A 25,920-nucleotide genomic window follows, 5' to 3' on the forward strand; every position below is an offset into this window, starting at 1 on the left:
CAGAGATCAGAGGGAACGCGGGCGCTTCCACCCAGTTCGGTCAGAAAAGCGTCGGCAGAGCGTCAGCTGTGAATCGGCGAGGTGTGCGTGTGGAACGCCTTGAGACGCCGGAACAGGGGTGTGTCGTAATTCGAGGGCGTCTCGATCTCACCGGTGATCCAGCCGAGCAGATCGCGGTCTGTGACCTCGATCAACCGCTCGAACTCGGCAAGGTCCTCCTCGGAGAGCTCCCCAATCTCCGCATCGGCAAACCGGCCCATGATCAGGTCCATCTCCCGCATGCCCCGGTGCCAGGAGCGATACAGGATTTGCCGGCGGCGGGTGTCGAGGCCGGCGCTGCTGCGTGTCGTTCCGCTCATGGCATTGCTCCGATCGGTGAAAGATAACGTCGCCTCCGGACGGCTTGGCCGCTATATAACCATCTCCCCTCCAGTTGCTACCCATTTGAATGTCACTGCGTCCATCCATTCTCGATCCGCTCTTCGCCCCGGCGAACACCCTGCCGGGCGTCGGCCCGAAGATCGCTCCCCTGCTCGACCGCCTTCTCGGAGAGGCGGGCAAGCCCACGCGCGTCGCGGACCTTCTCTTCCACCTACCGAGCAGCGGCATTTCGCGGGAGATGAAAGGCTCCGTGGCGGATGCGCCTGTGGGCGAGCCGGTCACCCTCTCGGTCAGCGTCGTTTTACATCGCCCGCCTCCGCCCGGCCGGCGCGCGCCCTACCGGATCCTGGTGGAGGACGAGACAGGCGATGTAACGCTGATCTTCTTCAATGGTCAGAAGGCCCGCCTGGAGAAGATCCTGCCCGTAGGCGAGCGCCGCTATGTTTCCGGCAAGATCGAACTATGGGATGGCCGGCGCCAGATGATCCATCCGGATCGGATCCTCGATGATCGCGGCATCGAGAACCTGCCGGCGGTCGAGGCCGTTTACGGCCTCACCGAAGGTCTCTCCTCACGTATGGTCGGGCGCTACATTGGGGCTGCCCTCGATAAGGTCCCCCATCTGCCCGAGTGGCAGGACGCTGCCTGGATGGACCGCAATGCCCTTCCCGATTTCCGGCAGGCGCTGTTTGCCCTCCATAGGCCCGACAATGCCGCCCAGCTGTCCGAGGATGCGCTCGCCAAATCGCCCCCCCGCCGGCGCCTCGCCTATGATGAGTTGCTGGCTTCCCAATTGGCCTTGGCACTCGTGCGAAGCCGCATGCGGAGGCTGCCGGGGCGGGTGAATGCGGGCGACGGTCGTTTGGTCGAACGCCTGAGATCCGCCCTGCCCTTCGGTCTCACGGGATCGCAGGAGAGAGCCGTCGAGGACATTCGGCACGATCTGGTGTCCGACAAGAAGATGCTCCGTCTGCTCCAGGGCGACGTCGGTTCTGGTAAGACTGTGGTCGGCCTGCTCACCATGGCAAGCGCCATCGAAGCGGGCCGTCAGGCCGCTATGATGGCGCCCACCGAGATCCTCGCCCGTCAGCACTACGAGCGTCTTGCCCCCATGGCGGAACAGGCTGGGCTCACCATCGCTCTCCTGACCGGACGCGAGAAGGGTGTCGCGCGTCGGACCATCCTTGCCGGGCTCGCCGATGGCAGCATCCAGATTGCGGTGGGCACCCATGCCCTGTTCCAGGAAGGCGTCGCGTTCCAGGATCTCGGCGTCGCGGTTGTGGACGAGCAGCACCGCTTTGGCGTGCACCAGCGCTTGGCGTTGGGCTCCAAGGGCGAGGCTGTCGATATCCTCGTCATGACCGCCACCCCGATCCCCCGCACCCTAGCCCTCACCTATTTCGGCGATATGGACGTGTCGGTACTGAGTGAGAAGCCGGCTGGCCGAAAGCCTATTGCCACGAAGCTCATCGCAATCGAGCGGCTCGACGAGGTGATCGGCGGTATCGGGCGGGCCATCACCAATGGTGACCAAGTTTATTGGGTTTGCCCACTCGTGGGAGAATCCGAGTCGATCGATCTCGCGGCCGCCGAAGAGCGGTTCGAGATGCTGAAAGGCTTCTTCGGCGATCAGGTCGGCCTTGTTCACGGCAAGATGGCCGGCAAGGACAAGGATGCCGCTATGGAGCGGTTCTCGGGCGGCCAGACCAAGATCCTGGTTTCCACTACGGTCATTGAGGTCGGCGTCGACGTGCCGAATGCCACCATCATGGTGATCGAGCATGCGGAGCGCTTCGGTCTCGCTCAACTCCACCAGTTGCGCGGGCGCATTGGGCGCGGCTCGAAATCCTCCACCTGCCTTCTGGTCTATAAGGGCCCTCTGGGACAGGTCGCCCAGGCGCGGCTCGAGATGATGCGCCAGACGGAGGATGGCTTCCGCATCGCCGAGGAGGATCTGCGCCTGCGCGGTGAGGGCGAGGTGCTCGGCACGCGCCAGTCAGGTACGCCCGGGTTCAAGCTGGCGCGTCTGGAAGTCGATGGCGATCTCCTCGGAGCAGCCCGCGATGATGCCCGCCTGATCGTGGATCGGGATCCGGATCTCATCAGCGAGCGAGGGCAAGCCTTGCGGGTGCTGCTCTACCTGTTCGAGCGCGATTCCGCGATTCGGCTTTTAAGGGCGGGTTAAAACCCTGTTCGATTGTCATTCCGGGGCGACTCATGGAGCCGATCCCGGAAGACTTAAACACACGACCGATCGAGTTACATGCTACGATAGCCGCTTCGTTCTAGCCTGCACCGTCGGCGGTTATGGATTCCGGGCTCCGCTAGGCGCCCCGGAATGACAGCAGAGGCTCGTCTCACTCCACTGTGACGGACTTCGCAAGATTACGCGGCTGGTCCACATCCTTCCCCATGAAGACGGCCGTGTGATAGGCCAGCAGCTGGATCGGAACCGCGTTGATGATAGGCGCGACGATGGGGTGCACCGACGGCATCACAATGGTGGCCATGGTGTCGAGGCCCGTTTCCAGAGCTCCCCGCTCGTCCGTGATCAGGACGATGCGTCCGCCACGGGCCGCGACTTCCTGCATGTTGGAGACGGTCTTCTCGAAGATGCTGTCATGGGGTGCGATTACGATGACGGGCATCGTCTCGTCGATGAGCGCGATCGGTCCGTGCTTCAGCTCACCAGCCGCATAACCTTCCGCGTGGATATAGGAGATTTCCTTGAGCTTCAGAGCGCCTTCCATGGCCAGCGGATACGAGGTGCCGCGCCCGAGATAGAGCACGTCCTTGGCTTTCGAGAGCTCGCGGGAGAGAACCTCGATCTGATGCTCCCGCTTCATCGCCTCGGTCATCTGGCCCGGCACTGCGATGAGGGCGTTCACCAATTCCTTCTCGTCCTCGGCGGTGAGCGTCCCCCGTGCTCGGCCCGCAGCGATGGCGAGCGACAGAAGCACTGTGAGTTGGCAGGTGAAAGCCTTGGTCGAGGCTACACCGACCTCAACACCCGCAAGGGTTTGCGCAACTACATTGCTCTCTCGGGCCATGGTGGAGGTCGGCACATTCACTACAGAGACTGTATGCTGTTTCTCGGCAGTGGCGTAGCGCAGCGATGCGAGGGTATCCGCCGTTTCGCCTGACTGCGAGACGAAAAGAGCCAGACCACCGGGCTCCAGAGGAGCCTCCCGATAGCGGAACTCGGACGCGACATCGATCTCGACCGGAATGCGCGCCAAGCGCTCGAACCAATATTTTGAGATCAAACCCGCCAGATAGGCTGTGCCGCAGGCGGAGATCGAGATACGGTTCAGGTCCTTGAAGTCAAAGGGCAAGTCAAAAGGCAGCTCAACCCGCTCGCCTGCAAAGTTAACGTAGTGGGCAAGCGTCCGCCCCACGACTTCCGCCTGCTCGTGGATCTCCTTGGCCATGAAATGGCGGTAGTTGCCCTTGTCGGCCATGAAGGACCCGACGGGTATCTTGTGTCGGATCCGCTGCACGGATTTACCGCTTTCATCGCGGATGTCGGCACCCTTGTGGGTCAAGATGGCCCAATCGCCGTCGTCGAGATAAGCGACTTCATCGGTAAACGGCGCCAGAGCCAAGGCATCGGAGCCGAGATACATCTCGCCCTGGCCGTAACCGATGGCCAGAGGTGCGCCGTGACGCGCTCCGATCAGCAGATCGTCTTCTCCAGAGAACAGGAATCCAAGCGCGAAGGCGCCACGCAGGCGCGGCAGGGTGATCGCCACTGCTTCGATGGGACCACGCCCCTGGCGGATTTCATAGGTGACGAGCTGGGCCACCACTTCGGTGTCGGTCTCGGTCTCGAACCGGATGCCCTTGGCTTCCAATCCGGTCTTCAGCTCGCGGAAGTTCTCAATAATGCCATTATGGACGACCGCCAGCTTGTCTGTGGCATGCGGATGAGCATTGGTTTCGTTGGGTTTGCCATGGGTTGCCCAGCGTGTGTGGCCGATACCGATGACGCCGGAGAGCGGCGATTGGGAGAGCTTGGTCTCGAGGTTGCGTAGCTTCCCCTCAGCGCGCCGGCGGTCTAGGCGCCCCTCTTCCAGGGTCGCCACACCGGCAGAATCGTAACCTCGGTATTCAAGCCGCTTGAGCGCCTCCACGATCTGTGGCGCCACGGGCGCTTTCCCAATGATTCCAACAATCCCGCACATGATGAACAACTTCCTTTTGCAACGCGACCAACGCCACGCTTGAGGGTTCTCTTACAAAGGGAGGCCTCAAGGGCAGAATCAACTTACGTAACCTATTGTGACAAACGGCCTTATTTCTTCTTGGCTGCTTGAGCCTTTTCCCGGAATTCGATCGCCCAGCCTTCCTTTACGGTCTGACGTCCTCGTCCGAGACCTAAGGCATTATCAGGGATGTCGTCCGTAATGACTGAGCCGGAGCCCACGAATGCACCCTTGCCGATGGTAATAGGAGCCACAAGCGATGAATTCGAGCCGATGAAGGCGCCTTCTCCAATCTCAGTTCGGTATTTACCAAACCCGTCGTAGTTGCAGGTGATGGTGCCGGCGCCGATATTGGCCTCGGCCCCCACAGTGGCATCGCCGAGATAGGTCAGGTGGCTGACCTTGGCGCCTGCCCCGAGATCCGTGTTCTTGATTTCGACGAAGTTTCCGACCTTGGCCTTGGGGCCGATCAACGCTCCGGGGCGCAGACGGGCAAAGGGGCCAACTCCGGCTCCGGAAGCAATCCGCGCGCCCTCAAGATGGCTGAAGCTATGGATGACAGCCCCCTCCTCCACCAAGACTCCCGGACCGAAAACCACATGCGGCTCGACCAGCACATCCTGCCCCAGCCGGGTGTCATGGCTGAAGAACACCGTCTCGGGCGCAACCAGCGTGACGCCGGCCGCCATGGCGGCTTGGCGCAGGCGGTCTTGGATCATGCGCTCGGCGGCTGCGAGCTGTGCCCGATCATTGACCCCATGTACCTCCTCCTCCAGCACGACAGCAATCGCTGTCCTGTGGCCGAGACCGTGGGCAATCTCGACGATGTCGGTGAGGTAGTACTCGCCCTTGGCGTTCTTGTTCTCCACTCGGTCGAGGAGGGACAAGGCCAGATCGCCTCTGATTGCCATCAGCCCGCCATTGCACAGGGTGATCGCCCGCTCGGCCTCGCTCGCATCCCGATGCTCGCGAATGGCCAGGAGTTCGGTGCCCGAAGTGATGAAGCGGCCATAGCCGGTCGGGTCTTTAGCTTCGAACCCCATGGCAACCACGCCTGCACCTTCAGAAAGGGGCGCCCTCAGCTTGGTGAAGGTCTCGGGCAGGATCAGAGGTGTGTCGCCGAAAGCGATGATCACATCGTCGGCGGGTTGCGCCAGCGCCTCGCGGGCGCTCAGAACCGCATGAGCGGTCCCGAGCCGGTCCTTTTGTACGAAGATCCTCGCTTGGGCCGAGATCTCCTGAACCTCCTTGGCTACGTCCTCGCGATCCGGGCCGATCACCACAGCGGTGCTGGTGGCGCCCGCCTGAGCCAGGGTCGCCATCACATGACCCAGCATGGAGCGGCTGGCGACCTGATGCAGAACCTTGGGTTTTGCGGATTTCATCCGGGTGCCCTCACCTGCCGCAAGCACAATGGCCAGGCAGCTCCGAGACGAGACTTGGGCGGTGTGAGACAGGGTCATACAGTTTCAATCCGGTGAGGCACTGCCGTGCAGCTAAATCAGAAGGGGTAATTCGGCAATCGTTTCATAAGCAATCAGGCAGTTTGCCCAATGGCCGCGTTTACTTCGTGCTCACGATTGACGATATGTATAGAGCATTCCACTTGTCTGGCTGAAGAGCCTTCGTACACACGCAAGAGTATTACTGTGCCGGTTCCGCTAAGGGGCACGTCCCCCTTCCATCTTCGCCGGCGCGACATGCTGGCTTATTTCGGTGTCTCGGTCGCCGGGCTGGCATTCGCGCCGTCCCTCAGGGCGCAGACGCCTCAGGAAACGATCTCAGCCAGGATGGGAGAGAATCAGCGGTTCGACCCGTCAATTGTGGTCGACATTGCACGCCAACTCTCCAAGAAGCCGTTCGTACCTCCCCCGAACGACCTGCCGGACGTCTTTGCCAATCTGAACCCGGAGCAGTATGCCGCGATCCGCTATACGCAATCGCCGATCTGGGGCTCCGACGCCCGAGGGATTGCGGTCGAGCCTCTCCATCGCGGCTTCGTATTCCGAGACGCGGTTGAGCTTTTCATCGTCGAGGATGGAGCGGTCCGCCGTATTGGCTACCAGCCGTCCCAATTCGAATTCGGGCGAGTCAGTCTGCCGAACAACCTCGGGGACATTCGCTATTCGGGATTCAGGCTCATCGCCCAGGTCGGCAATGGCAAGCCATTCGACTTTGCCGTCGTGCAGGGCGGCACCTTCTTCCGAGCGCTTGCCCGGGGGCAGAACTACGGAGCCATAGCAAGGGCGCTGACCTTGCGTCCGGCCGAGGCCCGTGGCGAAGAATTCCCGGCCTTTCGTGCTTTCTGGCTCGAGCGTCCGGCTGTGGGAAGCAACAGCATCACGATTCACGGGGTTCTCGATTCCGAATCGACCACCGGTGCAGTCCGCATGACTTTCCGGCCCGGTGACATGACCATCGTCGATGTCGAGACGACCCTGTTCCCGCGAGTCAATCTGGAACACGTTGGCTTGGGCGGCCTTGCCTCGACCTATCTTTACGGGGCGAACGACCTTCTCAACTCTGACGACATTCGACCTGCCGTTCACGATTCTTCAGGCCTTCAGATGCTGAACGGCTCCGGGGAATGGCTCTGGCGGCCGCTTCACAATCCGGAAACGCTCCAGATTTCAGCATTTGTCGACAGCTCCCCCCGCGGCTTCGGTCTGCTGCAGCGGGAGCGGTCCTATGAGGCTTTCCAGGATGACGACCAACGCTTCGAGCGTCGGCCGAGCGTCTGGATCGAGCCTCTCGGCGACTGGGGGCAAGGCAGCGTACAGCTGCTGGAAATCCCGACCGACGCCGAGATCAACGACAACATCCTCACCTATTGGCGCCCGAGAGCGCCCATGGCAGCCGGTTCCGAGGTCCCCCTCGCCTATAGGCAATACTGGGGTTGGAATTCCCCGGAGCGGCCGCCGCTTGCGACCGTGACGCAGACCCGCTCAGGCCGGGGCAGCGGAGCCCGACGGCGGCGGTTCACAGTAGACTTTTCAGGCGACGCGCTTGGTGAAAATCCGCCGGCGGACCTAAAATCTGTCTTAACCGTTGGCCCTGGAACGTTCCAAAACCTCAAACTTTTGCCATATCCTGATAGAAAGACAGTGCGTGTCGCATTCGAGCTTGACCCAGGCAACGAAAACGCGTGTGAGATGCGCCTGATCCTTGAAGCAGGCGGGAAACCGATTAGCGAGACATGGCTGTATCGTTGGACACCGTAAGTCACGACTCGAACCCGAACGTAGCTGCTCTTGAGCGGTCCGGCGCCGCTATGCCTCCCGAAAAGCACCTCGATATGCCGACCCAGTCGCTGCGGCACTGGTCGGCCTCGGAGGAGCGCAAACCGATTCTGCCGCATCCAAAGCTCGCAACATGGCTGGCGCGCCTCTTCGTGTTCGGTGGCGGCCTCCTGCTCACGGCCTACGGCACCTGGGAAATGTATCAGGTCGTGTCGGTCAGCCGCACCACGGCACTTCAGTGGGTGCTCGTCGGCCTGTTCACGGTCAATTTTTCATGGATCGCCGTGGCGTTCACCAGCGCCCTCTTGGGCTTCCTGGCCTTGCTCCGCCGCCCGGGACATCGGGGGCCGTTGCCTTCGACGCTCCAGCACAAGACCGCCATCGTCATGCCGGTTTACAACGAGCAGACGGATCGCACCTTCGCGGCGCTGGAAGCAATCTATGAATCGGTTCACGCGACCGGCCTTGGAGACAGCTTCGACTATTTCATTCTCTCCGACACCACTAACCCGGATGCCTGGGTTGCGGAAGAACGCGCTTTCCTCGCCCTGAGGGAGCGTCTGGGACCAGGCGCCCGGTTCTACTATCGTCACCGACAGAAGAACCACCACCGCAAGGCCGGCAACATCGCCGATTTCGTCTCGCGCTGGGGCGGCCACTACGAGCATATGCTGGTGCTCGATGCCGACAGCCTCATGACCGGCGAGTGCATCGTGCGCCTGGCCGCCGCTATGGAAGCGGATCCGGATGCCGGCATCATCCAGTCGCTGCCGCTGATCATCAACCGCAACACCCTGTTTGCCCGACTCCAGCAATATGCCGCCCGTGTCACCGGCCCGGTGATCGCCATGGGCCTCGCGGTGTGGATGGGGCGCGACGGTAATTACTGGGGCCACAATGCCATCATCCGAACCAAGGCCTTTGCGGCTCATGGGGGATTGCCGGACCTAAAGGGCAAGCCGCCCTTCGGCGGCCACATACTCAGCCACGACTTCGTTGAGGCGGCCCTGCTCCGCCGCGCCGGCTGGTCAGTCTATATGCTGGCGGACCTGCAGGGGTCCTATGAGGAAAGCCCGCCTTCTCTCATCGATCTCTCGGCCCGTGATCGGCGCTGGTGTCAGGGCAATCTGCAGCACATGCGAGTGGTCACGGCGAAGGGACTGAAATTGCCGACCCGGCAGCACTTCGCCACCGGCATCATGTCATATCTGGCGTCGCCGTTTTGGCTGTTCCAGCTCATCGTCGGTATCGCCCTGGTCCTGCAAACCACCTATATCCGGCCGGAATACTTTGCCCGCGATTTCCGACTCTATCCGATCTGGCCTCGATTTGACCCCGAGCGAGCCCTCACGCTGTTCGCGGTGACCATGGGCATCCTGTTGGCCCCAAAACTCTTCGGCCTAATCCTGATGCTCATCCGCGGCAGCGACCGGCGTGCCTCTGGAGGCGGGATCCGATTGATCATCTCCTCGACAATCGAGATCATCCTGTCGGCTCTCCTGGCGCCGATCCTCATGCTCATCCAGTCCGGTTCGGTGTTCCAGATCCTGCTCGGACGCGATACCGGCTGGCAGCCGCAGCGCCGCGACGACGGCTCCATACCGTTCAAGGACATCGTTCGTCGCCACCGGGCCCATACGGTCCTCGGAGCCCTTGCCGGCCTCTCGGCCTTCATGATCGCCACGTCCCTCTTCCTCTGGATGTCGCCGACGATCATCGGTCTGTTGTTGGCAATTCCACTTTCCTGGCTCAGCGGCCAGTTGGGAGCAGGTCTGGCCTTGAAGCGTTTTGGACTTCTCAGGACACCCGAAGAATATCAGCCTCCGGCCATCGCCACCCGCGCCAATGAGCTCCAAGCCCGGAACATTGCCTTCGGTTTTGACGATGCAGACAGCCTCAAGGCCATCTATGAAGACGCGACCTTGAGGGAGCATCATATCGAGATGCTCCCGCCCGCCCCGCCGCGCAAACGCGGGATCATCGAGACGGAACGTGCGCTCGCCGAGGCCAAGCTCGTCGATGCGGAGACCATCGATGATGCGGTGAGCTGGCTCCACAACAAGGAACGCATGGTCGTCCTCCACGACCGCGCTCTCATCGACATGCTGGTGCAACTCAAACCGCAGCCTGTGGAAGCCCAGGCTGCGGAATGAGAAACTCGGAACTAAGCACCAGCTTTCACTGCAGACGCTGGTAAAGCTCTGTCGGTGTCGAGCGCCACTTCGCTCAATACCCAGTCCCGGAAAGCCTCGATTTTGGCGGACCGCCTGCGAACTTTCGGGTAAACCAACCAATAGCTGCGATCCGTCAGTGCCATAACATCGAAAGGCTTGACGAGTCGCCCGGACGCCAGATCCTCCGGGAAGAAGAAGGGGTTGATGAGTGCGACGCCCTGGCCAGCAATAGCTGCCATGCCCTCGAACTGCTGCACCCCAAGCGAATTGTCCGGGCGACGTGAGAGGTCAACTTTCTTCACTCCGGCAGCCGCAAACCAGTCATGCCACCAGGGATCACTGGGAGAAATGAGCGGCAATTTGAGAATGTCGAGAGGCTCGCGCAGCTCGATTCCCTTGAGGAGTTCCGGACTGCAGACCGGCATGAAGTGGTTCGGAAACAGAGCGTGCGTTTCCAATCCTGGCCAGTCACCCGTACCGCTCCGAATGCCGATGTCATATTCGCTCTGACCGAACTCGACGATGTCGGTCGACACAGAGATCTGAACCGCGATGCTGGGGTAAAGTTGCTGGAAACGTCCCAAGCGGGGAACGAGCCAGTTGGATGCGAAAGTCGAGAGAGTCGTGATCGAGAGGACCGACTGAACTCCATCCTCAAGGCTAGCAAACGCGCTCCTCAACGCTTCGAACGCCTCGGATACTGCGGGAGCGAGTTGGCGGCCCTTGGCCGTCAGTGACACTTGGCGTGGCTGGCGGATGAACAGAGGCGTTCCGATCCGATCCTCCAGAACCTTGATCTGATAGCTCACCGCGGCTTGCGTCATGCCGAGTTCCTCGGCTGCACGGGTGAAGCTCTGATGACGAGCCGCCGCCTCGAAGACTCTGACGGCGCTCATGGGGGGAAGTTTGGATGGCATTGTTGGGACTACGATCCATAAGGCTGCCTTATGCCAGCCTATTGGCATTCGCTTTGTCAAGATCCTGAAACAGGAGCACCTTAAGGATGCTTGATCGAGGGCGCTGAGAGCCCTTTGACGAAACAAATCGGTAGGTTGTCATGAGGTATGAAGAGACTCGCCGCTCGCGCGGTATTGAGAACGCTTGGCTGCGCCTGAAGCTCTGGTTCCGCCCGGACATCCTGCGAAGCGATTCCATCGTTTCAGATCTAAACAACCTGTCCGATCATGAGCGGCGCGATATCGGATTGCCCGACCCGGTCCGGTACATGGACTGGCGCACCCTGAAGGATCAGAAATAGCTCTCGCGATCAGGATGTCAGACGGCTAGGCTTGAGCTCTCCGCTCTGCTCCAGCAGGGAGTGGCCAGTCGACGCGATATGAGCCTCGATGCGCTTCAGGTCACGAACGATGTCGAGCTGAAGCGTACTGGTGTCACCCACGGTCCTGCCTGACCTGAGCTGGTCGAGGTGCTTCTGGGCTACTGCGCGCTCAAGGTCTCGGAATCGCTCCTTTTCGGAGACGAGCCTGCGGGCCGAGCCGATATCCTGGAACATGAGAACGGACGCGGCCAGTTGCAGGTGCTCCAGCAGCTTGGCGTGCATGCTTGTGATGTCCTCCAAACTGTCCTTCGGCAGGCGCAGGTGGTTCTTAATGCGCTTGGCGGCCAGCTCCATCAGATTCTTGTCGATGATGTCGCCCACGTGCTCCAGGTTGATGGCGAAGGCGAGAATGTCCGAGAGGCGTTTGGCCTCCGCCTCGCTCAGGGCCTCATGATTGATGGAGCTGAGATAACGCCTGATGGCGCTGAACAGGCGATCCAGCACGTCGTCGGTGCGGCTGACCTGATCGACGCGGCTGATGTCGTCCTCCCGGAAAAGATCCTGCGAACTGCGCAACATGGATTCGACCGTGTCGACCATACGCAGAACCTCGCGGGCTGCGTTCGACAGGGCGACCGGAGGCGTGTCCAAGGCATCCTTGTCCAAATACTGCGGCACTCCAGGATCCGAGGCTTGGAGCTTTTCCGGAAACAGCCTGACGAGCAGCTTTGCAATCCATGGCAGCGGCAGAATGAAGACGGTGGCGAGTGCCACATTGAAGATCGTGTGGAAGTTCGCTGCCAGACGCGACGGGTCTGGGTCGATCAGTGTCATGGCCGAGAGAATCGGATCGACCAGGGGCAACGCCACGGCGCAGCCAATGACACGCGTGGCCAGGTTGCCGACCGGCACCCGGATCTTGGCAGGATCGCCTCCCATAGCCTCCAGGAATGGATTGAGAGCGCTTCCAAGATTGGCGCCAAGCACCATCACGAGAGCCGCCGGCGGTCCGATGACAGCAGCCGCAGCTAGGGACATGATCAGCAACATCGCGGCCACACTGGAATGGGCGATCCAGGCAAGGAATGCCGACAGGAGCACCAGGATCAGCGGATCGGACGCGATGGACGCAAGAAGCTCCTTCAGGACAGCCGAGTTCTCGATGAGGTGGATCGTCTCGCTCAGAAGGTGAAGGGACAGCAGCATCAGGCCCAGGCCGATGGCGACGCGCCCCAGATCTTTCGTCCGGCTGGTCTTTCCACGCCGGTACGTCATGAAGCCGCCGAAGACGAGCACAGGAAAGATCAGCGATACGTCAAAGGACAGCACCTGTACGATCAGGGTTGTGCCAACATTCGCGCCCAGCATCACGGCAAGGGCCGGAACGATGTCCACCGCTCCGCCGGCCGTGAACGAAGCCACCATCAGGGCAGTGGCGGTGCTGCTCTGAAGAACAGTCGTGACGCCGACACCCGCCAGAAAGGCCTGGAGGCGGGTTCTCAGTGCCGCTCCCAAGATCCAGCGCAAGTCACTGCCGAAAGCGCGCTGCACCCCGCTGTTGACCATGGTGATGCCCCAAAGAAGCAGGGCAATCTCACCGAAAAGGTGGATCAAGACGGATGTTGCAGACATTCAGCCCTCGGAACAGGAAGTGATGGCGCGATCGCTCTGCTTATCCTTCGTGAGCCATGTCCGCAATAAGGTTGCCGGCTAATAATGAGCCGCCCCCACGTGCGAGTCACCAGTTTCTTGAAGCGGGAGGCAGATCGGGCTGGTCCCTAACCCCAAAGCGAGCCTTGATCCCAATTTGGGTAATGGCTTCAAAGATTTGGGCCTGTATACCCTTCTCGGGACAGTCGAATGTAGGTGTGGAACAATTTGGCTACTCCCAACGCATGTTCCTATCCCCGAAATGACGTCTGCTCTTTTCCACAATTAGCCGGTACGCATGAGTATCTGGCACGGCCAAGTCTTGAGGTTGCATTCTTGATAGACGGTATTTCACTGGTGAGTATGCGAGGGTGTGAGATGGGTTTGGACGATCCATTTCCGATCGAGAAATGCTCCGGACGTGTACGGGGAGCCATCCTGGCAGAATTCCAGGGCCGGTGTCCGACGATCCGTGAGGTAGCGAGCATCTCCGATGCACAATGGCTGACGGTGCCTAATATTGGCCCGACTACCCTGGAGGAGCTGCGCAGCATGGCGCAGCCGCTGCCAAATGGAGAGGAGGGTGCAGCTGCCCGCATACCGGATCACGAGATCCTATCTCGGTTGAGCAGGCTGCAACGGGAGTTGAGTATCCTGATCGGGGAGATCCGGGCAAGATTGAGCGCCAGTTCCCCTAGAAGAGGCCCGCACCGTTAAAAGTTACGATCCCGCAGGAAGAACCTGACCTCCAAATGGGCCAATTGCTCTACTGCTTGGTTTCTCATAGCAAGATCCGCCTAATCCTCTCCTATCATTCCCCTAACGTTAGGATGAAAGAGCGACCAATCTTGACGCGTGCGAAGAGAATTAGATGCAACTTTATTCTAAAAGTTTAAATAGGTATCTGAAGAAAGGCTTAGACTGCAGGCTGCCAAAAACTTAAGCATCGATTGACTTTACGTCATGAAGAGAGTTGATGGATCCCAAATATGGGGTGGCTCGCTCTGGCTTCATTGCGCCGGCTCACTCTTGTCTGGGGGCAAGTTGCATGTCTGGCGTGGTTCGGTCGCTTGAGTTCGTCATCGACAAGGATGAAGCGATTGGGAAAACCGGTTCGGTATACGAAGTCGGAACTCCTGCGGTTAAGTTTCTCATTGAACAATTGTCGGATGGCACTCTGCAGTTGACTGCAACCCTCTTCGACAACGATGGGGATAAGAATAGGGATACCGCCGATCTGCGCGGCATCTTCTTCCATATTGCAGGTATTGAGAACGATCCCGCAGGCGAAACCTGGCTGAAGGGGCTCTCGGTCATTGGATTAGGCAGTTCAGCCCCCCTGATCGAAGGACGCATGTTTGATGCCGATGGTGTCGAGTCTGTGCCAGGCGGCGGTAACAGCGACAACATGAATGGCCGCCCCCTTACTCCCTACGATGTGGGAATCGGTATCGGGACATCAGGAATTGGGCGGGATGACATCAAGACGGTCTCTATCCTCCTGGACCATACCAGCGACAACCTGACCCTCGAGCATCTGGCGCTGCAGGGTTTCGGCGCACGTCTCACGAGCGTCGGCACGGACGGAGCCAAGCGCGAGGACAGTCTCAAGCTTTGGGGATTGGCTCCTACAGCACCGGCTGTTGTGCCTCCGATAGCGCAGACCGGCTCCCTTTCCGGGCGAGTTTGGCTCGACCTCAACAAGGATGGTCTGCAAGATGATGACGGCCAGGAAGGTGGTCTGCCCGGTATTGAGGCCAATCTCATCGACTCTAGCGGCAAGGTCGTGTCGACTGTCGTAACGGACCACAAGGGCGAGTATCGCTTCAGTGATCTGCCGTTCGGGACTTACAATGTTCAGTTCGGTAAGGGTCCCGAGGGAACATACCAGTTCACTGGGTTAGACGCCGGGCCTGATGACGCCCGGGACAGCGACGCCGATGCGAGCACCGGACGCACGGGCTCCTACACGATCAACGAGACGACTAAGCACATCACGACCGTAGATGCTGGGCTGTCCAAGATTGAGGCCCAACCTCCTGTGGTGACTCCTCCCAAGGAAATCGGAAACGACGATCTCATCGAAGCGGGTGACCATGATGACTTCATCCATGGCGGTAGCGGCAATGACGAAATGCAGGGTGAAGGTGGTAACGACACGATCTACGGTGGAACGGATCGCGGGGAGATTGCCCTCAACCCCGGCAATGGAAAGCTGAACAAGGTTCTCATCGGCGACAACCTCTACGGCAATGACGGCCAAGATACCTATCGCTATACCAAGGGCGACGGCGTCGACATGATCTGGGACTTCAGGCCAGGCGACGATGTCATCGAGCTCTCTGGTTATTCCCTCAAGGACATCAAGGCGACTTGGGTCGGCAAGGTTGCAAACTGGATCGATACGCCAAAGCACGCCAAGCTTGCACTGGTGTTCAGCGACGGTGGCGCCATCGTCCTCAACGACTACTCGGGATTGGACAGCAGTTCGGCCGCGGCCCTCAAGTTAAGCGACGGCACGGTGGTCAAGTTCGCGGATCTGATTGCATTAGCAGGCAGCAAACCAGCGAGTGCCGAAGTCAACGATGAGCGGCAGGTCGCCCTCCGGAAATACGAATGGCGCGATGTCGGGAAGGGTCAGAACGGCTATGGCGGCAACGACCGTGACAAGCTCATCGGCGCAATCGGTGATGACAACCTCTACGGCAATGAGGGTGTCAATGGCCTGAACGGAAAAGATGGTAACGATCAGCTGTTCGGAGGCAACACCCGCGACGTCATGATCGGCGGAACCGGCGATGACATCGGCTACGGCAATGACGGCGACGATTTGATCGTTGGCGGAGCAGGCTCCGACAGGCTCTACGGCACAGGCGGTGCGGACTATATCTTTGGCGACGAGATGCCTCTCGGCTTTGTTCTGCCGTCCACCTTCTCCGGCGATCTCGTATGGCTGCAGGAAGAGAAGACGCTCGTGACCTCTTCCAGCATGACGCTCGCGAGCGACGTCAGCAACATCACCGCTTCTGGCACATCTTACCTCAGCCTTATCGGCAACAAGCTGAACAACGTGATGATCGGCAATGCCGGTAAGAACGTGATTGAGGCCGTCGAAGGCGATGACATGGTCTTTGGGGGGTACGGCAACGACATCCTGTCCGGAGGCTCCGGCAAGGACAAGTTCGTGTTCAATGAGAGGCTGGGCAGCGCGACGACCGACAGGACGGTGAACTTCGATAAGATCACCGATTTCAGGGTGAAAGACGATCTCTTCTACCTTGATGACGCTGTGTTTAAGAAGCTCGGCAAAGGCTCGCTCGATAAACCGTCGCAGCTGAACAAGAACTTCTTCACGACCGGCCCGAAAGCCAAGGACAAGAACGACTACCTGATCTACGACAAGGCATCAGGCGTTCTCTCATATGATGCCGACGGTTCGGGGGCGAAGGTTAAGGCAGTCGAGTTCGCCAAGATCGATGCAGGCCTCAATCTCAAATATACTCACTTCTATCTGATCTGAAGATCAGAGAAGTCTTCGCCTCATCTAAGTTGCAGGAGGTGCTCATCCGCTGTGCACCTCTTGTTTTATGAAAGCGAAGCCTTTGGAGACGCCCCTCAGATAGCAAAGGGCAGTACGGCGCGCGTCCCAGCATGCTGCTGGTCGAACTCAATGGACGATTGCAGATTGGACGCCATGGCCTTCACGATCTTCGTGCCGAGGCCGCTCCCCTGCACTTCGCCATTGCCCCTCCAACCAATGCCGTCATCCTCAACGACAAGGACGACTTTCTCGCCGGAAGACGAAAGCGCGACGCGTATGTCGCCGGACGTGCCCTCCGGATAGGCATACTTGAAAGCGTTGGTGACGAGTTCCGTAACTATAACCCCAACGGAGACGGCTTTGTCGGTCGGAATGGCAATTGGTTCCGCCAGAACCCTGATCGTATGCACGCGACCGGCAGCTCTCATGGCCCCTTCCAGTTCCTCGACCAGCCCTTGCAGATAAGTGTCCATCTCCACAAAGCGAATATCGTTCGAGGTATAGAGACGGCGATGAATCTGTGAGATTGCTGTAATGCGGCTCTGGGTTTCGGCCAAGGTGTCCTTGGCGATCGGGTCGTTTCCAAGCGCTCTCTGCTGCATGGCCACTAGTGATGCAACCAGCTGAAGGCTGTTGGCGACACGGTGATTGACTTCGCGGAGGAGCATCTCGGCCCGCTCCCGCGCCTCGCGCATTTCCCGCTCGGCCGCTTCCTTCTCGCGACGGAGGCGAGCGGCGGCAAGTGCCTGCTCAGCCGCCGTGCGGAGGAGATCGATGAAGACACCGCCGACATCCTTGATCACATAGTCCGCCGCACCTGCCTTGAGAGCGGCAACGGCGATCCGGCCTTCATCGGCACCCGTCACGTACACCACGGGAGGAGGGTCGGAGAGTTCATGGATTTCGGCAAGGATTTCCAGTCCCTCCTTGCCCGGCATGAAGTGATCCAAGGCGATCACGTCGAACCGCTCGGCGACGAGCTGGCTCAGTCCCTCATCGCCGCTCAGGGCATGCCTGACATGAAAACCGTGACGTGAGAGGGTCCGTTCGACGAGGCGACCGAGACCGTGGTCGTCATCGATGTACAGGAGCCGGATCGGCGGGCTGGCTGCATCACCGTTGATCATAGCGTCTCGGGAACCTGGATGACGGACAGGAATAGTCCTAGCTGGCGAATGGCCTGGGAAAAGGATTCGTATTCTACCGGCTTCGTGATGTAGACATTTGCACCGAGGTCATAGCACCGCTGGATTTCGCGCTGATCGTCGGTAGTGGTGAGCACGACCACTGGTGCGCGCTTCAACTTCTCGTCCGCTTTGAGCTTGATGAGAATATCCACGCCGTTCATGTCCGGCAGGTTTAGATCCAGCAGAACGAGAAACGGTCCTGCATTGCGAACATCTTCGCTGAAGAGGTGCTCCAAAGCGCCCGTCCCGCTCGCAAAGGTGCGGATTTCATTGCAGACGCCTGCCCGGCGAATGTTCTTCTCGATCAAGCGGGCATGCCCCTCATCGTCCTCGACCATGATGATGGTGACAGGCTGTTGGCTAGGCATCAGGCGGCTTCCGAGTTCATGCTGAGGTATTTGGGCAAAATGACCGTGAATGTCGAACCCTGACCCAGTTGGGATGACACGGTAATTGAGCCGCCAAGCCTTCGCACGAGTGCGCGCACATGCGCAAGCCCGATCCCTTCTCCCTGCTGGTCCTGGACGCCGGATCGCCGGAAAAGGTCAAAAATCCTCTCGAAGTCCTTGGGGTCGATCCCGCGTCCGTTATCCTGGATATCGTACTGGACATTCTCTCCCAACTCCCGGCCGCGAACCACGATGCGGCCTGCCCGGCCAGTGTCCAAGTACTTGACAGCATTGTCGATCAGGTTTCCGAAGACCTGTTCGAGGGCGAAGCGGTCGCTCGTGAGGTCCGGAAGTGCTTCGATCACCAGGTCTGCACCGCGCTCCTGCAACTGATGTGCGACGCTTTGGCGCTGGGCCTCGAGCACTTGGCTCATGTTGAGCGGCTCCGGCATCAGAATACGTCTGCCCTCGCGTGACAGTTTCAGGATGGCGTTGATCAATCTGTCCATCTTGACGGTAGACGACCGAATGAACCCGATCGCCTCCGGCAGATCGATCTCGACAGCCGTGCGGGCTTTCTGTGTGACCAGTCCGGGATCCCGCTCAAGAACATTCCGATAGAAGCGATCCACTTCTGCCTGGGCGGCCTCAAGTTCGCTCGTGAATCCCATGACATTGACGAGAGGTGCTCGGAGGTCATGGCTGACGATATAGGCGAAGCGCTGGATTTCCTCGTTCGCCTCATCCAGTTCAGCCACGCGCTCTGTCAGCATGGACGCAAGCCGGCGTGTCTCCTCCTGGGCCATTTTGAGGTCATGGATGTCCGTGCAACTGCCATACCACCGAACAATGCGACCCTTGTCGTCGCGAAGGGGCTGAGCGCGACCAAGAACCCAGCGATACTGGCCAGAACGATGGCGAAGCCGGTATTCGATGTGGTACGGCTCCCCTGTTTCCAGGCACTGGCGCCAGACACCCCAAGCTCTATCCTGGTCGTCCGGATGAAACATCCCGTTCCACCCTTCCCCGTCCGTCGTTCCCTCGGGAACGCCTGTGTATTCGTACCAACGCTGATTGTAGTAGTCATGGGAGCCGTTCGGCTGCGTTGCCCAGATCATCTGATCGATCGAATTGGCAATGACCCGGAAGCGCTCTTCACTCTCGCGCAGGGCTTCCTCGTTCCGCTTCTGCTCGGTCACGTCGTGGCCTTGAACGAAGATCCCGGACACCTTGCCATCCGGGTCGAACACCGGCTGGTAGACGAAATCAAGGAAGCGCTCCTCAGGAGCGCCGCCAGAACTTGGCTCAAGGACAATCCTGATGCTTCGGCCCACGAAGGGCTGGCCACTCCGGTGCACGCGGTCGAGTAAAGCCAGGAAGCCCTGGTCGACCACTTCGGGCAGAGCCTCCCGTACGGTTTTCCCAACGATGTTCTCACGGCGGATCAGCCGCAGATAAGCAGCATTCGCCATGGTGAATACATGGTCGGGACCGCTGAGAGCCGCCATGAAGCCGGGAGCCTGTTCAAAGAGGCCACGCAGGTGCTGACGCTCTTCAGTCAGGGCCTGATTAGCCTCCTGCACCGCCTGGGCTCGGCGGAACATATCCGTCTCGATCAGGGCTGAAGGCCCTGAGGACAAGCCGGAGCTTCTCGCCAGAACCCTCAGGCGCTGGAGTTCGGTCACATCCACCGTATGCTGGAGGATGAAAGTCATCTCGCCCGCGTGAGTGAAGAGCGGCGTATGGGTTGCGCTCCAGAAACGCTCCTCGAAACCCTGGCCGTTGGGTAACGGGATGGCGTATTCGATGAGGGGCAGATGGTCGGCTAACTTCTCGCGGATAACCTTCTCGAATGAATTCCGCAGCTGTCGATGGCTCGGCGAATCCGGATCGCTAGGAAAAGCATCGAACATGTTGCGCCCGATGAGATCTTCCCGCTCGCGCATGGTGACGTTGAGATAGGCCTCATTCATTCCGACAATGGTGAGGGACAAGTCCACCAGCACGTAGGGATTAGGGGAGGCGCTGAACAGCGCCTCAAAATTGATCGTCTTCAAGAACCTGCGCTGGACAGCAGCCAGCCTCCCTGTCTGATGCCGAATGGAGCTTGTGCTTAATTAGGCACCCTTTGACCGAGAGCCATGGCAATCCCCGACGACAGGCGGACCTGTGACCAATCCGACACTCTTTGCCGCGATCATACCGCGATTGGCACCAAGCGTACCCCACCACAGAGGCGCAACTAAACCTTGGCCATGAGCGTTCCGCTGGAGAGCAGAGGCCTGTCGCCTCAATGGAAGGGAGCCCAGGGTCAATGATGAATGCAGCGGGCCTCGTAGCGCCCTCATCCGAATAGGTTGAATTCGCTCAGCTGCAGGCGCGTATGCCTCCCATGTTCCGCGGCTTTTCGGATCAGGACGCCCCCAGAACGGTCGTCATCGTTCCAAGCCTGACCATGGATCGGGAGGTGCTGGCCAACATATCGGGCGCTCATCACTACGAAGAGCGGATGCTCTGCTATCTGATGCTTCTGCGGATGCCCCGGACGCAGATTGTCTACGTGACCAGCCACCCGATCCCGGAGCCCATTATCGACTACTATCTGCACCTGCTGCCAGGCATCCCGGCGCAGCACGCCAGAAAGCGGCTGACCCTTCTTTCCTGCCACGATGGCTCTCAAACGTCCCTGACCGAGAAGATCATCGAGCGCCCTCGCCTGCAGCAGAGGATCCAGGACGCCATTCCCGATCCAGATTCTGCCTACATGATCTGCTTCAACGTCACGGAGGTTGAGCGAAATCTGGCGCTCAGCCTCGACCTGCCGATCTATGGCTGCGATCCGGATCTGCTGTCACTGGGCTCCAAGAGCGGCTCAAGAAAGATCTTCCGCGAAGCCGGCATCGCCATGCCCGAGGGTTTTGAGGATCTCTTCACGCAGGATCAAATCGTGGATGCGCTCTTGGAACTCCAACGGCGCCGACCCGCGATCCGGCGAGCGGTTGTGAAGCTGAACGAGGGGTTTTCCGGCGAGGGAAACGCAGTCTTCGCCTACGAGGAGGCGCCCAAAGGGTCCAAGCTCCGAGGTTGGATTCGCAGCCGCCTTCCTCAGCTCGCTTTCGAGGCAAAGGACATGACCTGGGAGCTGTTCGAAGAAAAGCTCTCCGTGATGGGCGGAATCGTGGAGGAATTCATCGAAGGCGAGGTCAAACGCTCCCCGTCGGCCCAATTCCGTATCGACCCGCTCGGGCAGCTGGAGCCTGTCTCGACCCACGATCAGGTTCTTGGAGGTGACAGCGGGCAGGTCTTTCTCGATTGCACCTTCCCAGCCGACGAGCACTATCGCCTTGAGATCCAGGAGGATGGCCTGAAGGCAGCCCGGGCACTCGCCGAGCAAGGCGTCTGTGGGCGCTTCGCAATCGACTTTCTGTCAGTTCTGGAAGGCAACGAATGGCGCCACTATGCCATCGAGATCAACCTGAGGCGCGGAGGCACGACGCATCCATTCATGATGCTCGAGTTCCTCACGGACGGCTGTTACGACCCTACCACCGGCAACTTCGTCACCCCGTCCGGTCAACCCCGTTGCTATTATGCCTCCGATAACCTGGAATCGCCGCTCTATCGCGGTCTCGCTCCAGGCGATCTGATCGATATCGCGGCTCTCAACAGGCTGCACTTCGATGGAGCTTGCCAGAAAGGCGTCGTCTTCCACCTGATCGGCGCTCTATCGGAATTCGGCAAGCTCGGCGTCCTCTGCATCGCTCCCTCCCACGAGGAAGCAAGGGAGCTCTACCGGCGCACGACCGACGTGCTCGATCGGGAGAGCACCGAGGCCTGACCTACAATTTCAACCCTCATACTTGATTTGGATGCGAGCCGCCGCCTGAGACGCTCGTTTGCGGGCCTCCTCCACTGTGCTCCCGGATGCCAAAGCAACGCCCATCCGGCGGTGCTTGCGGGTCGTCGGCTTGCCGAACAGGCGAACCTCTACGTCCGCCTCATCGGAGGCGAGCTCCAGCGCCTCCCGGAGCCCCTGAATCGAAAACCGTTCAGCCTCGCGGTCCGCCAGGATCACGGCTGATGCTGTCGGCCCCTTGAGGCGAACCGGCGGGATCGTAAGCCCCAGAACGGCACGGGCATGGAGATCGAATTCGGAGAGGTTCTGGGACAGGAGCGTGACGAGACCGGTGTCATGCGGGCGAGGCGAAAGCTCAGAGAAGATCACCTCGTCGCGAGTAACAAAGAATTCGACCCCGAAGATCCCGTAGCCTCCAAGGTTGTCGACGACCTTGCGGGCCATCTCCTTGGCATCATCCAGCAGCTTCTCGGTCATCGGTGTCGGCTGCCAGGATTCCTGATAATCCCCTCGCTCCTGCCGGTGTCCGATAGGCTCGCAGAAGGACACGCCCTCCCGGGAGCGGATAGTCAGCAGGGTGATCTCGTACTCGAAGGCGACAAACTCCTCGACGATCACCTTCTTCCGGTCGCCCCGCATGTTGGCCACGGCATCGTTCCAGGCCTGCTCCAGCTGATCGGGCGTTCGAACGGTGCTCTGCCCCTTACCCGAGGAGGACATGACCGGCTTGATGACGCAGGGCAGCCCGGTATGCTCGGCTCCAGCCCTGACCTCTTCCAGGCTCTCCGCATATCGATACTTGGACGTACGCAGGCCGAGCTCGGTGGCGGCAAGCTCGCGGATCCGGTCCCGGTTCATCGTCAGGGAAGCAGCACGGGCAGAGGGCACGACCGTCAAGCCCTTATCCTCGAACTCCTGCAGCACCTCAGTGCGGATTGCCTCGATCTCCGGCACGATGAAGTCGGGCCGGTGCTTCTCGATGGCCTGCCGCAGGGCGTCCGCATCCAGCATGGAAAACACCTCGGCCTCATCGGAGACCTGCATGGCCGGTGCATTGGCATAGCTGTCGCAGGCAATCACATGGCACCCGTACCGCTTCGCCGAGATCACGAACTCCTTGCCGAGTTCGCCCGATCCGAGGAGGAGAATTTTGGCAGTGAACACAGGATTGCCTTTCGTCTTGCCCGGCGGTGACGACACTGCATGCCTTAGCCGATCAGTATGGTCGAGTCTGCACAGGCCGAAAAGAGCGGTCGTGAACTCGAAACTTTGCGACGGCCTGGTATGCGGCACTGCTGAAAAAGCTTTGCTCCTAGCCATTTTTCCAGCTTTACCATGGATCCGGTTTGCTCCAGTGGCGTTCAAGAGCATCGAGGGGATTTCAGCCTCGCTTGCGCTCAGTGCAGCCCTGCCGCCTCAACCATGCATTACGCAAACCTCAGCTTCATGAGTTAAGGGTCTGCCCAGGAGAAGCCCGATGCTAGCCAAGAAGAAACCTTCGGAAACCCAGAACCGGCGCGTTACCCGTGTCGACCTTCCTGCCGTTGAGGAAGCCATTGCGGCGGCCCAGGGTCTGACGGACGATGTCGAGAGCCAGATCGAGATTGCCGCACAACTCATGGGAATGTCCGAGGATGAGGTCCGACCCGAGGTGCTGAAAGCTGCAGTTCCGGCCGCGGTCCGTCGGCCTATGCGCTTGGCAGATCGTTTCTCCATGCCCGAACGCAACGAGGGCCCGAAGGTCGTGGTAGTCGAACGGAAGCGCCCTCGCCTCGTCATGCCGCGATAAGCCTGTTATCCTGTTCGCCCGCCCGCTGGCGCTAGCCTGATCGGCTGGCGCCTTTGCCTTTTCTAACCGCCCCTCCCGCGGGATTGCCCGAACATGGTCAAAGGTATCATTCTCGCTTTCCTTGCCTTCGCGGTCTTCGCCTGGGGCGACGCCATTGTGAAGGCGATCGGCCATGACCTCGATCCGTTCGAGGTGACCTTCTTCGGTTATCTTATCCCGCTGATCCTCTCGCCAGTCTTCATGAAGAAAGGCGACAGTGTCATCGATATGGTGCGCTGGAACAGGCCTTGGCTCATGGGGTTCAGGGTCTTCTTGATCGCGGCTACGACGCCATTGAGCGTCATAGCATTCCGGAGCCTGCCCTTCGCTGAAGCCTTCGCGCTTCTGTTCCTTATGCCCAGCCTCGTGACGATCCTCTCCATCTTCATCCTGAAGGAACATGTCCGCTGGCGCCGCGGCCTTGCCGTCTGCGCGGCCTTCATCGGGGTGCTGGTCATCGTGCGTCCTGGGTTTAGGGAGCTTCTCCCCGGCCATTTTGCAGCCCTAGCTGCGGCTTTGTGCGCAGCCGGAGGGGTCATTGCCGGTCGCATGATCGGCCACACGGAGAAACGGTTCACGCTCATCAGCACCGTGTTTCTGGCCACAACCCTCTTGGCCGGTGTGCTGATGATCCCAGGCTTTGCCTGGCCCACAATCTCTCAGTGGATCCTGCTGATCGCCTTCGCAGCCACAGCCTTCGTCGCGCAGGCCTTCTTCATCGTGGCGACCATGTACGCTCCGGCCGACCGCCTAGGGGCGGCCCAATACAGCCAAATCCTCTGGGCTCTGGCGATCGGCGCCCTGTTCTTCGACGAGTGGCCGGACGCCTTGGCCCTGTTCGGCATCGCCATCGTGGTTGCAGCCGGTCTGTTCATTTTCGCCCGCGAGCGGACCCTCAAGCGAGGCCGACCGGAGGCTGACCCATTGCCCGAACCCGTGCCGCAGGCGTCGGCCGCGACATCCACGACGCGCTGAAGCTGCGCCGCGATCACAGAGGTGCGACTTCTGCCGCACCCGCGTTCACTCGATTAGCCTGTGCCCTATGTCCCTGATCTGCAATCGTAAGGCATGGGCCGCAGCCTAGGCCGTTGAGGCAGGGTGGAACTTGTGACAGGCGCGTATATCAACCGGATCGGCACGGCTGTGCCGGAGCATGACGTCCATCAGACATTCATCGGCTTTGTCGACCGCCTCCTGCCCGAGCGGAAGGACAAGCTTCTTTTCAGGCGCATGGTGCAGCGTTCCGGCATCGAGCATCGTTACTCCACCCTCACGCCTAGTGAAAATCTGGACATTGCCGCCGATCAGGAAGGGTTTTTCCAGCCGGGACAGTTTGCCGGAACCGCGGCCCGAATGAACCGTTTCGAGACCCATGCAGTCGACCTTGCCGAGCGGGCAGTCGGTGGCCTCGAACTGGGCGAAGAACTCTCCACCCTCACCCATCTTATAGTGGCGTCCTGCACAGGATTCACAGCTCCCGGGCTCGACCAGCAGCTGATGGAACGACTCGACCTCAATCCGTCCATCGAGCGTACCTTGGTCGGGTTCATGGGCTGCGCTGCGGCCGTCAACGCGTTGAAGCTGGCGCACCACGTTGCCCGGTCGGAACCCTCTGCGAAGGTGCTGGTCGTCAATTTGGAACTCTGCACGCTTCACCTCCAAGAAACCATGGACCTCGAGGTGATCTTGGGTGCTTTGCTCTTCGGCGACGGATGCGCCGCGAGCATCGTTACGGCCGAACCACGAGGCATTGCCCTCAAGGATTTCCGCGTAGCGACCATTCCGGACACGCGGGATCTCATCACTTGGCGCATCGGCGATGCGGGCTTTCAGATGAGCCTATCCGGCGAGGTGCCGCAGCAGATCGCAAAAGCGCTCCGCCATGAGTCAACCCGCAACGACGACGGTGGCATCCTGCGGGGCCAGCATAAGGACGACTTCGATCTCTGGGCCGTTCATGCGGGCGGCCGTACGATCCTTGATGCGGTCGAACAGGGCCTTGAGCTTGCCCCGGACGCTCTGCGCTGGTCCCGCGGCGTCCTGCGGGATTTCGGGAACATGTCGTCCGCCACGCTGATGTTTGTGCTCAATCGCATGATGCATCAGGCGCCTCCGGATTCGAAAGGCATCGGCATGGCCTTCGGGCCCGGACTCGTCGCCGAGACCTTTCGGTTCGATATCACAGGATAAC

18 protein-coding genes are annotated in these 25,920 nt (G+C 60.1%); 9 read left to right on the forward strand and 9 right to left on the reverse strand.

Annotated elements, in window-relative coordinates; genetic code table 11:
* Positions 1-62: 62 nt before the first annotated feature.
* Complete coding sequence (locus I2H36_RS16095) at positions 63-359, reverse strand: FAD assembly factor SdhE (protein WP_196264926.1); 297 nt, start codon at positions 357-359, stop codon at positions 63-65.
* 89 nt (positions 360-448) lie between these two features.
* On the opposite strand from I2H36_RS16095, the gene recG reads away from it, so the two are divergent.
* Complete coding sequence (gene recG, locus I2H36_RS16100; RefSeq protein ID WP_196264927.1) at positions 449-2,566, forward strand: ATP-dependent DNA helicase RecG; 2,118 nt, start codon at positions 449-451, stop codon at positions 2,564-2,566.
* A 172-nt stretch (positions 2,567-2,738) separates the two neighbouring features.
* Here recG and glmS read toward each other — a convergent pair whose 3' ends face one another.
* Positions 2,739-4,565 carry a glutamine--fructose-6-phosphate transaminase (isomerizing) gene (glmS, locus tag I2H36_RS16105; protein ID WP_196264928.1) on the reverse strand — a complete coding sequence of 609 codons (1,827 nt, stop codon included), beginning with the start codon at positions 4,563-4,565 and terminating at the stop codon, positions 2,739-2,741.
* A gap of 110 nt (positions 4,566-4,675) precedes the next feature.
* The gene (gene glmU, locus I2H36_RS16110) at positions 4,676-6,049 is read right to left on the reverse strand and encodes a bifunctional UDP-N-acetylglucosamine diphosphorylase/glucosamine-1-phosphate N-acetyltransferase GlmU (protein WP_196264929.1); all 1,374 of its coding nucleotides are present in this window, start codon (positions 6,047-6,049) and stop codon (positions 4,676-4,678) included.
* 237 nt (positions 6,050-6,286) lie between these two features.
* On the opposite strand from glmU, the gene I2H36_RS16115 reads away from it, so the two are divergent.
* Together I2H36_RS16115 and mdoH are read left to right on the forward strand one after the other, a co-directional pair.
* Positions 6,287-7,807 carry an OpgD/OpgG family glucan biosynthesis protein gene (locus tag I2H36_RS16115; protein WP_246718860.1) on the forward strand — a complete coding sequence of 507 codons (1,521 nt, stop codon included), beginning with the start codon at positions 6,287-6,289 and terminating at the stop codon, positions 7,805-7,807.
* A complete protein-coding gene (gene mdoH, locus I2H36_RS16120) occupies positions 7,783-9,978 on the forward strand; it encodes a glucans biosynthesis glucosyltransferase MdoH (RefSeq protein ID WP_196264930.1) in 2,196 nt (731 codons plus the stop codon). The genes I2H36_RS16115 and mdoH overlap by 25 nt, the downstream gene beginning before the upstream one ends.
* Positions 9,979-9,989: 11 nt before the next feature.
* Here the strand turns inward: mdoH and gcvA are convergent, their stop codons facing one another.
* Positions 9,990-10,916, reverse strand: a complete 927-nt coding sequence (gcvA, locus tag I2H36_RS16125) for a transcriptional regulator GcvA (protein ID WP_196264931.1) — start codon at positions 10,914-10,916, stop codon at positions 9,990-9,992.
* Between the two features lie 140 nt (positions 10,917-11,056).
* Here gcvA and I2H36_RS16130 point away from each other — a divergent pair, with 140 nt between their 5' ends.
* On the forward strand, positions 11,057-11,257 hold the full coding sequence (locus I2H36_RS16130) for a hypothetical protein (protein ID WP_196264932.1): 201 nt from the start codon (positions 11,057-11,059) through the stop codon (positions 11,255-11,257).
* 9 nt (positions 11,258-11,266) lie between these two features.
* Here the strand turns inward: I2H36_RS16130 and I2H36_RS16135 are convergent, their stop codons facing one another.
* On the reverse strand, positions 11,267-12,910 hold the full coding sequence (locus I2H36_RS16135) for a Na/Pi cotransporter family protein (RefSeq protein WP_196264933.1): 1,644 nt from the start codon (positions 12,908-12,910) through the stop codon (positions 11,267-11,269).
* A 994-nt stretch (positions 12,911-13,904) separates the two neighbouring features.
* On the opposite strand from I2H36_RS16135, the gene I2H36_RS16140 reads away from it, so the two are divergent.
* Entirely contained in the window at positions 13,905-16,448 is a 2,544-nt protein-coding gene (locus tag I2H36_RS16140) for an SdrD B-like domain-containing protein (protein ID WP_210331100.1), read from the forward strand.
* 95 nt (positions 16,449-16,543) lie between these two features.
* Here the strand turns inward: I2H36_RS16140 and I2H36_RS16145 are convergent, their stop codons facing one another.
* From I2H36_RS16145 to I2H36_RS16155, 3 genes are read right to left on the reverse strand one after another with little or no spacing between them, the layout of a single operon-like run.
* Positions 16,544-17,596 (reverse strand): sensor histidine kinase, encoded by a 1,053-nt coding sequence (locus I2H36_RS16145; RefSeq protein ID WP_196264935.1) that lies wholly within the window; start codon positions 17,594-17,596, stop codon positions 16,544-16,546.
* A complete protein-coding gene (locus tag I2H36_RS16150) occupies positions 17,593-18,024 on the reverse strand; it encodes a response regulator (RefSeq protein ID WP_036352872.1) in 432 nt (143 codons plus the stop codon). The genes I2H36_RS16145 and I2H36_RS16150 overlap by 4 nt, the downstream gene beginning before the upstream one ends.
* Complete coding sequence (locus I2H36_RS16155) at positions 18,024-20,102, reverse strand: PAS domain-containing sensor histidine kinase (RefSeq protein WP_196264936.1); 2,079 nt, start codon at positions 20,100-20,102, stop codon at positions 18,024-18,026. Before I2H36_RS16155 ends, I2H36_RS16150 begins: the two co-directional genes overlap by 1 nt.
* A gap of 326 nt (positions 20,103-20,428) precedes the next feature.
* Between I2H36_RS16155 and I2H36_RS16160 the strand changes: the two genes are divergently transcribed.
* Positions 20,429-21,883 carry a peptide ligase PGM1-related protein gene (locus I2H36_RS16160; protein WP_196264937.1) on the forward strand — a complete coding sequence of 485 codons (1,455 nt, stop codon included), beginning with the start codon at positions 20,429-20,431 and terminating at the stop codon, positions 21,881-21,883.
* A 9-nt stretch (positions 21,884-21,892) separates the two neighbouring features.
* On the opposite strand, the gene purT is transcribed toward I2H36_RS16160, so the two are convergent.
* Complete coding sequence (purT, locus tag I2H36_RS16165) at positions 21,893-23,065, reverse strand: formate-dependent phosphoribosylglycinamide formyltransferase (RefSeq protein WP_196264938.1); 1,173 nt, start codon at positions 23,063-23,065, stop codon at positions 21,893-21,895.
* 313 nt (positions 23,066-23,378) lie between these two features.
* On the opposite strand from purT, the gene I2H36_RS16170 reads away from it, so the two are divergent.
* The 3 genes from I2H36_RS16170 (at position 23,379) to I2H36_RS16180 (ending at position 25,919) form a co-directional block, all read left to right on the forward strand.
* A complete protein-coding gene (locus I2H36_RS16170; RefSeq protein WP_196264939.1) occupies positions 23,379-23,690 on the forward strand; it encodes a hypothetical protein in 312 nt (103 codons plus the stop codon).
* A 93-nt stretch (positions 23,691-23,783) separates the two neighbouring features.
* Complete coding sequence (locus tag I2H36_RS16175; protein WP_196264940.1) at positions 23,784-24,704, forward strand: DMT family transporter; 921 nt, start codon at positions 23,784-23,786, stop codon at positions 24,702-24,704.
* A 132-nt stretch (positions 24,705-24,836) separates the two neighbouring features.
* The gene (locus I2H36_RS16180; RefSeq protein ID WP_343234463.1) at positions 24,837-25,919 is read left to right on the forward strand and encodes a type III polyketide synthase; all 1,083 of its coding nucleotides are present in this window, start codon (positions 24,837-24,839) and stop codon (positions 25,917-25,919) included.
* The last annotated feature ends 1 nt before the right edge of the window (position 25,920 follow it).

Origin of the sequence: Microvirga terrestris, from assembly GCF_015694425.1 — a bacterium.
Taxonomy (GTDB): domain Bacteria; phylum Pseudomonadota; class Alphaproteobacteria; order Rhizobiales; family Beijerinckiaceae; genus Microvirga; species Microvirga terrestris.